The sequence below is a fragment of the Pseudomonas fluorescens genome (assembly GCF_001648775.1).
GTDB lineage: Bacteria > Pseudomonadota > Gammaproteobacteria > Pseudomonadales > Pseudomonadaceae > Aquipseudomonas > Aquipseudomonas fluorescens_M.
The window spans coordinates 23,587-31,459 of record NZ_LVEJ01000014.1 but is presented as its reverse complement, the minus strand read 5'-3'; the positions used below and the strand labels follow the sequence as shown (position 1 = coordinate 31,459).

5 protein-coding genes are annotated in these 7,873 nt (G+C 57.2%); 1 reads left to right on the top strand and 4 read right to left on the bottom strand.

Going from position 1 to position 7,873, the window contains the following annotated elements; all coding sequences use genetic code 11:
- Positions 1-221: 221 nt before the first annotated feature.
- On the bottom strand, positions 222-4,115 hold the full coding sequence (locus A8O26_RS14270) for a non-ribosomal peptide synthetase (protein ID WP_064118616.1): 3,894 nt from the start codon (positions 4,113-4,115) through the stop codon (positions 222-224).
- Between the two features lie 372 nt (positions 4,116-4,487).
- On the opposite strand from A8O26_RS14270, the gene A8O26_RS14265 reads away from it, so the two are divergent.
- Positions 4,488-4,862 (top strand): c-type cytochrome, encoded by a 375-nt coding sequence (locus A8O26_RS14265; protein ID WP_064118615.1) that lies wholly within the window; start codon positions 4,488-4,490, stop codon positions 4,860-4,862.
- A gap of 69 nt (positions 4,863-4,931) precedes the next feature.
- Here the strand turns inward: A8O26_RS14265 and A8O26_RS14260 are convergent, their stop codons facing one another.
- The 3 genes from A8O26_RS14260 to A8O26_RS14250 form a co-directional block, all read right to left on the bottom strand.
- Complete coding sequence (locus A8O26_RS14260; RefSeq protein ID WP_064118614.1) at positions 4,932-5,441, bottom strand: flavin reductase family protein; 510 nt, start codon at positions 5,439-5,441, stop codon at positions 4,932-4,934.
- A gap of 111 nt (positions 5,442-5,552) precedes the next feature.
- The gene (locus A8O26_RS14255; protein ID WP_064118613.1) at positions 5,553-6,587 is read right to left on the bottom strand and encodes a methionine synthase; all 1,035 of its coding nucleotides are present in this window, start codon (positions 6,585-6,587) and stop codon (positions 5,553-5,555) included.
- A gap of 27 nt (positions 6,588-6,614) precedes the next feature.
- Positions 6,615-7,598 (bottom strand): DUF1852 domain-containing protein, encoded by a 984-nt coding sequence (locus A8O26_RS14250; protein ID WP_064118612.1) that lies wholly within the window; start codon positions 7,596-7,598, stop codon positions 6,615-6,617.
- Positions 7,599-7,873 lie beyond the last annotated feature (275 nt).

The following is a 7,873-nucleotide window of genomic DNA, read 5'->3' as shown; positions in this document are numbered from 1 at the left end:
GATATACCGCCTTCGCGAGCAGGCTCGCTCCCTCTTTGGTTTTGCGCTGGACGTCAGACTGCGACCACCTTCTGAATCTCAGCAGCAGGGCTGATTCAACCCCCCATTAAACCTGTGGGAGCGAGGCTGCTCGCGAAAGCGTCCGTCCAGTCACTGCAACCAGTGCCTGATGTACCGCCTTCGCGAGCAAGCTCGCTCCCACTTTGGTTTTGCGTTGGGCGTTAGACTTCGCTCAGCTTCTGAGTTTCAGAGGCTGGACTGGCCTGACGCTTGAGCAACGCCTCGACAAACGCCTTCCCGAACTGCTCCAGATATTGTCGTTGCAGCAGGCATTCATGCGGTGCTTCAACGTCGTGCTGGATCAACTCACCGCTGATATACGGCGCCCACAATCCCGGCTGCTGCTCGTCCTGACGCAGGATGTCGGTGGTGGCGCGGATGAACAGCAAGTCACCGTTGAACACCTCGTACTGCGTGCGTCCGAGCAACTCCAGCATCAACTTAGAATCGTCCACCAGACGAGTCAGGAACTCATCGCCGATCTGCCGGCTGCCGAGCACTTCTTCCATGGCACTTTTCAACCCCTTGAGCCCGGCACGTGGTGTGCCAACGATGGCGCGGGTCATGCGGCTGATGATCATCGCGTCGTCGAGTTTCAACGAGGCCGGACCGCCTTGCAGCGGGTAGCTGTCGAACATGCACAGGAAACTCACCTCACGCCCGCGCGCCTGCAGCATCGCGCCGATACGCAGCGCGAGGTTGCCACCCACCGACCAACCGGCCAGTTGATACGGACCCTCGGGGTGCAGATCAACGATGCGTTGCAGGTATTCGGCAGCCAGCTCATCCAGCGATCCGATGACCCGCGTCGGATCACGCAGGATCGGCGATTGCAACGCGTACATCGGCTGGTCTTCCGGCAGAAACGGCAGCAGCCCGGCGTAGGGCCAGGCAATCCCGCCGCCCGGATGGATGCAGAACAGTGGCGGCCGCGAGCCTTCGCTGCGCAGCGTCAGCACGGCGTCGAACGGATCGCTGTCGCCACTGTTGGTTTGCAGGCGCTGGGCCAATTGACGCGGCGTTGGCGCGGCGAGGAAATCGGCGATGCCCAAGGCGATACCGAATTGCTCCTTGATCCTGCTGACCAGTTGCAACCCCAGCAACGAATGGCCGCCAAGGTCGAAGAAATTCTGGTTGGCGAACACTTCGTTGCAGTCCAGCGCTTCGGCGAACAGCTTGCACATCGCCGCTTCTTCCGCGTTTTGCGCGGGCGCCAGTTCGGTGGCGTCGTAGAGTGCCGGCGCCGGCAGGCGATCCACCGCGAGTTTGCCGTTGGGTGTCAGCGGGAATTCGCTGACGCACATGATCACGCTCGGCACCATGTGCTGAGGCAGGTGACGGCCCAGCGCCTGTTTCAGATGTTGACCATCAAGGCTGGAGTCCTTGCTCGCGACATAGCCGACAATGGCCGGACCGTGGCCAAGCTCACGCAGTATCACCGTGGCGTCGTCGACCCCGGCGCAGCCGAGCAGGACGTTTTTGATCTCGTCGAGCTCGATGCGCAGGCCGCGCAATTTGATCTGGTTGTCCTGACGGCCAAGGTAATGAATGCGCCCGGCATGGTCGAAGAACACCCGGTCACCGGCGCGGTACATGGTGCTGGCGCTGTCGAGCAGATCGGCAACAAAGCCTTTGGCAGTCAGGTCGGGACGGTTGCGATAACCACGCGCCACGCCCGGACCGCCGATGAACAGATCCCCCCACGCGCCGGGTGGCAGCAAGCGCTGCTGGCCGTCGACCACGTACAGCCGGGTGTTGGCCGTGGCCGGCCCGATCGACAGATCGCCCGCGCCGTAACAGGCATTGATCGAGGTGGCGAACGAGGTTTCTGTCGGCCCGTAAACGTTGAGCAAGCGGCAGTGCGCGAAGCGTGCGAGCAATGCCGGTGTGCACGGTTCACCGCCGAGCATGAGCACGGTGTCCTGCGGGAAGTCTTCGGTCTGATGGCAGGCGAGCAGACTCGGGGTCATCACCAACAGGTTGATGCCTTCGCGTTTGACCAATGTAGCCAAGGCTTTGCCGGGAGCACTGCTGACTTTGTCGGTGATCACCAGTTCGGCTCCGGCGAGCAAGGTCATCATGATTTCCAGCACCGACATGTCGAACCCGGCGGCGATGAATTGCAGGACTCGCGCGCCTGGCTGCAATTGCGCGGCATTGATCGCGGTGCGGGCAATCGGCACCAGATTGCGCTGGGTGACTTCGACGCCTTTGGGCTTGCCGGTGGAACCGGAGGTGTAGATCAGATAGCCCGGCAGGCCGGCATCAAATGCCGACAACGGCTGAGTCACCGCCGGTAATTGCGCCAGGGTTTCAGCGCTCAGTCGCAGCAGTTTGTCGGCGGCGACCTCAACCTTGAGCTGACTGCCCGGGGCAACGATCACCACGGCCGGGTCGGCATCGCTGAAGATGTGTTCGATGCGCGCCTCGGGCAGATCCGGATCCACCGGCACATAGCAGGCGCCGAGTTTGAACAGGGCCACCGCGGCCACCGCCCATTCGACACTGCGCGAGAACATCACCACCACGCAGTCACCGGCGCGCACGCCGCGTTCACGCAAGTGTGCAGCGAGGCGCGTGGCGTCATCGTCGAGGCGGCGGTAGCTCAAGGTCTGTGCGCCTTGCGACAGTGCCGGACGCTCGGCGTAATCGTGCACGGCGTTGGCAAAGGCTTCGGCGAACACCGGCAGCTTTTCTGGATGCGGCGGCAGTGCGTAATGGCGCTGCTGCTCATCGGGCAGGAACAGGTTGTAGTCGGCAGCCAGGGTTTGCGGCGCGTTGGCGAAGCGTTCGAACAGCGCAGTCAGGCGCTGATAATGCAGTTCCAGCGCCTCGGCGGAGTAGAGATCGGCGTTGGCATTGAAACCGATCTCCAGCCGACCATCGTCGTGGCGGTCGAAAATATCAATGCCCAAGTGATCGGCCGGGCCATTGGCGACGTTCTGGATGGTGGTGTCACACCCGGCAAATCCCGGGCCCTGATCGTAGGCAACGATGTTCAGCAGTGTGTTGAACAGCGGCTTGTTACCGCGCTCGGCATGCAGGTCGCGGATCATGCTTTCGCTGCGATAGCTTTGGTGCAGCAGGTGATGACGCAACTGTCGCTGCAGGTTTGCCGCCACGCTCAGCACGGTGCTTTCAGGCGTGAACGACAAGTGCAGCGGCAGGATGTTGGCGACCATTGACGGCACATTGCGCAACGCCTTGAGCTGACGCGCTGCGACCGGCATGCCCAGGGCCAGTTCGTGTTGCCCGGTCATGCGTTGCAGATAGGTCGCGCACAGCGCCAGCAGAATGCTCGACAGGCGCAGTTGATGTTCGCTGGCCGCCGCGCGCAGTTGCAGCAGGGTTGCACCGCCGAACACCTTGCGCAGACGATTGAGTTTGATCAGCGGCGCATCGCCAGGCACCAGTTGCGTCGGCTCGGGCATCTTCAGGCAGTACTGACGCCAGTAGGTGCGGTCCTTTTTGTGCATGTCGCTGTGGCGATATTCCTCTTGCGCGTCGAACACGCTCGACAGCGGCGCCAGCTCCAGCGCTTCGACCGTTTCGCCACGGCTGAGGGCGTTGTAATGGGCGGTGATATTGCCGAACAGAATGCCATGGCCGAAACCGTCCACCACCAGGTGCGAGGCCAGTTCGATCATGCGGTAATGCTGCGGTGCGAGGCGGATCAGCACGTAACGGATCAACGGCCCGTGTTGCAGATCCATGTCCTGATCCAGCAAGTGTTCGAGCAGTTCGTTGGAGGCCTGTGCAGGATCGGCTTGATCACTGACGTCGAGACTTTCGAAGGCCTTGGCGGGCAGGGCATCGGCAGGCTGGATGTGCTGCGCGTAGGTGCCGGTTGTCGGGTCGATGTCGAAGGTCGCGCGCAGGGTGTCGGTCTGCAGGAATTGCGCGCGGATCGCGGCTTCGAGCCACGGCAGATGCAGCTCGCCGCGCAGTTCGATGACGTCGCACAAGTGGTAGTTGAGATTGCTGTGGCTCTGGCTGATCGCCAGGCAAACTTCCTGTTGCGCCGTGGAAAGCGGGCACGGGTGTACGTCACGCATAAGAGTCATCCTTTCTTCCGTTGCGTCGGGTTTTCGGCAGGCAATACCGTGCCCATTCCGCTTGGCGCAAAAGCGACAGAGGCAGAATCGACGGCAAGCGCCGTTTCAGTTTTTTCAGGGGTGCGCCAGGTGAGTCAGGCGGGGCTGGAACCTTTGCTTGACGCCAGTCCTTGGCGGTGTTTCTTGTTGTGAGGTTGAAGCATTTGGTAACACTTCGCCGCTTAAGCTAGGTGCAGAAAATGCGCCTGTCAATTAACTGATTTGTGAGTTTTGACAGAAAACGTTTTTTGCAGGTACTGCCGGGGTGTGCGATCTTTGATCTGACGGCAGGTGATGCTGTGTTGTGCGACTGATGGGCCAAGGAGGCCAACAATGAAAATATCATCCGCCGCGTTACTCGGGACTTTGCTGATCACTCAAACATCAGCGTCTTTCGCGGATAACAGCAATGGCAAAAATCTCTATTCACAGCGCTGCGCGGTGTGCCACGGCGCCGATGTAAAGGGAACGGGTCCGCTGGCGCAGAAAAGCAATCCACCAACCCCCGACCTGACAACGGCTGCTTTCAGGAAAAGGCTTGAGGATTATCCGGGCGTTATTGTCTCATCGATCATTCTTCGCCCCAGTGGCAGTCTGATCCCGAAAACATTGCGCGAGAACGGTGTAAAGATCCCGCCGCACGCCTGGAGTGTTAATGATCTGCGCGATCTTAACCAATACATGAGTGGTTTGATTTCGAAGAAATAATTATCTGGGCCAAGGGCACACAAAGCCCAGGCACACGCAAAGGCTGAAAGAGGGCGGCAGAAGCAGGCTTCAAGCCGCGCCCTGTGCGGCGAGGTTGCAATACTGCCCTTTGAAGTACAGCAACGGCTGGGTTGCCGCAGTTGCTTGCAGGTTCAACGCTTTGACTTCACCGATCACGATCAGGTGATCACCGGCGACGTGTTCGGCGTGAATTTCGCAATCAAGCCAGTGCAGGCTACCGACGATGATCGGATTACCCAGCGGTGACTTCTGCCATTCGACACCCTCCCACTTGTCCGTGCCTTTGCGCGCGAACTGGTTGGAAATCCCGACCTGCTCACCGGACAGGATATTGACCATGAAGCGACCCGCGCGGCGAATGCAGGGATAGCTGGCCGAGCTGGACATGACGCTGAATGACACCAGTGGCGGACTCATCGACACGCTATAGAACGACTGGCACGTGAAGCCAATCGGCTCGCCATCAATGCAAGAGGTAATCACCGTGATACCGGAGGCGTAGTGCCCGAGCGCTTGGCGAAAGCTCAGTGGCTCGATAGCCATACTGGGAAGTGACATAAAAGGTCCTGAATAGGGATGCACCTCGACAGTGCCAGGGAAGGCCGAAGCAGTCCGCTCATGTTTGCAGTGACCGCTTCAATCTTCTCCTGGAGCACGGGTGACGTTGCCTCAGTACGGGTTCGAGAGTTCTCTTCGAACGATTTCTGCGCCGGCACTCAGAGCATTTAGCTTGCCCTTGGCAACTCGACGAGGTAACGGCGCCATGCCACAGTTGGTGCAAGGGTAGAGTTTGTCGGCATCGACAAACTGCAGCGCCTTGCGCAAGGTGTTGGCGACTTCCTCGGGGGTTTCAATGGTATGGGTCGCTACATCAATGGCCCCCACCATCACTTTTTTACCTCGAATGAGTTCAATCAGTTCCATGGGAACATGAGAGTTGTGGCATTCCAGTGAGACGATATCGATGCTGGACTTTTGCAGCTTGGGAAACGCTTCTTCATATTGGCGCCACTCTGACCCGAGCGTTTTTTTCCAGTCGGTATTGGCTTTGATGCCGTAGCCATAGCAAATATGCACGGCGGTTTCGCATTTAAGGCCTTCAATGGCCCGTTCCAGCGTGGCCACTCCCCAATCATTCACTTCGTCGAAGAACACGTTAAACGCGGGTTCGTCGAACTGGATGATGTCGACACCCGCAGCCTCCAGTTCCCGGGCTTCCTGATTGAGGATCCCGGCAAATTCCCACGCCAGTTTTTCACGGCTTTTATAGTGATTGTCATACAGCGTATCGATCATCGTCATGGGACCTGGCAGAGCCCATTTTATGGGTTGCGTGGTCTGCTGACGCAAGAACCTGGCGTCTTCAACAAACACCGGTTTTTGCCGAGAAACAGCGCCGACGACGGTGGGTACGCTGGCATCATAACGGTCACGAATTCGTACGGTTTCACGCTTTTCAAAATCAACGCCGTCGAGGTGTTCGATAAACGTCGTGACGAAGTGCTGGCGAGTTTGTTCACCATCACTGACGATATCGATACCGGCGAGTTGTTGTTCTTGCAGCGACAACAGCAGGGCGTCTTGTTTGCCCTCAATCAATTCCTCATCTTGCAGTTTCCACGGCGACCAAAGTGTCTCCGGTTGGGCAAGCCAGCGAGGTTTTGGCAAGCTGCCAGCGGTGGAAGTGGGTAACAGTTTTTTCATGATGCTTGACCTTGTATTCTGAAATGATCAAAGAGTGTAATTAGCCGACCACTGCTCAAGAACGGTGTGGTAGGGCCTGATGAAGTTCTCTTCGACAAACTTTCCCTGTTCAATCGCCAGTTGGCTACGTTCTTCGCGATCATAAATAATTCGGGTTAACGAGTAATCCTGATGCTTCAAGTTCGGTTGATAGGATTTTCCCGCCGCAGAATTCGCGTTGTAGATCTCGGGACGGTAAATCTTCTGGAACGTGTCCATTGTGCTGATGGTGCTGATCAGTTCGAGATTGCTGTAATCACCCAGCAAGTCGCCGACAAAATAAAAGGCCAAAGGCGCAACACTGTTGGGCGGCATGAAGTAACGAACGTTCAGGCCCATTTTCTTGAAGTATTCATCAGTCAGTGAATATTCATCCTGTTGGTATTCCACACCCAATACAGGGTGCTGGTTCTCCGTTCGATGATAGGTCTTGCTGCTCGACACGCTCAGGCAGATAACCGGTGGCTTATTGAAGTGAGCCTTGTAGGTGCTCGAATTCACGAAGCACTTGAATAGCTTTCCATGCAGATCACCAAAATTGGCCGGGACACTGAAGTCGGCCGGTGCCTTGTTGTGCGCCGGCAATACAACGCTAAAATCGTAATCTCGTACGTAGGAGGAAAAGTTGTTTCCTACAATGCCGGCAAAGCATTCGTTGGTTTTTCGGTCTATAACCGTGGTTTTCAATATTTCAATCAAGGGAATGGCAGGGGCGGCGCTTTCAGCATCAATGCCCATTTCAACGGAAATGATTTCAAGTTCGACGGTATAACGATCGCCTTTGGGGTTGTCCCAGTGGGCCAGGGCATTGAACCGGTTGTCGATCATCCTTAGCGTATTGCGCAAGTTCTCCTGGCGGCTGTTGCCTCTGGCCAGATTGGCAAAGTTGGTGGTGATACGCGTATTTTCAGAAGGCTGATAATTTTCGTCGAAACTGATGCTCTTGATGGTAAAAACAAATTCTGTATTCATGGTGATCTGACGCCCCGATGCGCGAAAAGAAGCCTGAATTGAATGCGGGCTGTTCAGTGCTTCTTCTACTAAGCCTTAATAATTAAGGCGCATTTTAGGAGGAGGCATTGATTGAATGAAAACGAATTGAATTCATTGCAGCATTAGGCATGTTCATGATCTGGGATACGGTCTGTTACATCATTCTCGGATCCGCAGGATTCGCTGAATTGGCTGGGTTTTGCTGGCGTCTTTTCCCTTGAGATCGGCTAACGCCGGTCGGCCTGCCAAGGAAT

Excerpts from the sequence above, each read along its gene's own strand:
- A8O26_RS14255 (WP_064118613.1), bottom strand. The coding sequence starts at position 6,587 with ATGAAAAAACTGTTACCCACTTCCACCGCTGGCAGCTTGCCAAAACCT.
- A8O26_RS14270 (WP_064118616.1), bottom strand. The coding sequence starts at position 4,115 with ATGCGTGACGTACACCCGTGCCCGCTTTCCACGGCGCAACAGGAAGTT.
- A8O26_RS14265 (WP_064118615.1), top strand. The coding sequence starts at position 4,488 with ATGAAAATATCATCCGCCGCGTTACTCGGGACTTTGCTGATCACTCAA.
- A8O26_RS14250 (WP_064118612.1), bottom strand. The coding sequence starts at position 7,598 with ATGAATACAGAATTTGTTTTTACCATCAAGAGCATCAGTTTCGACGAA.
- A8O26_RS14260 (WP_064118614.1), bottom strand. The coding sequence starts at position 5,441 with ATGTCACTTCCCAGTATGGCTATCGAGCCACTGAGCTTTCGCCAAGCG.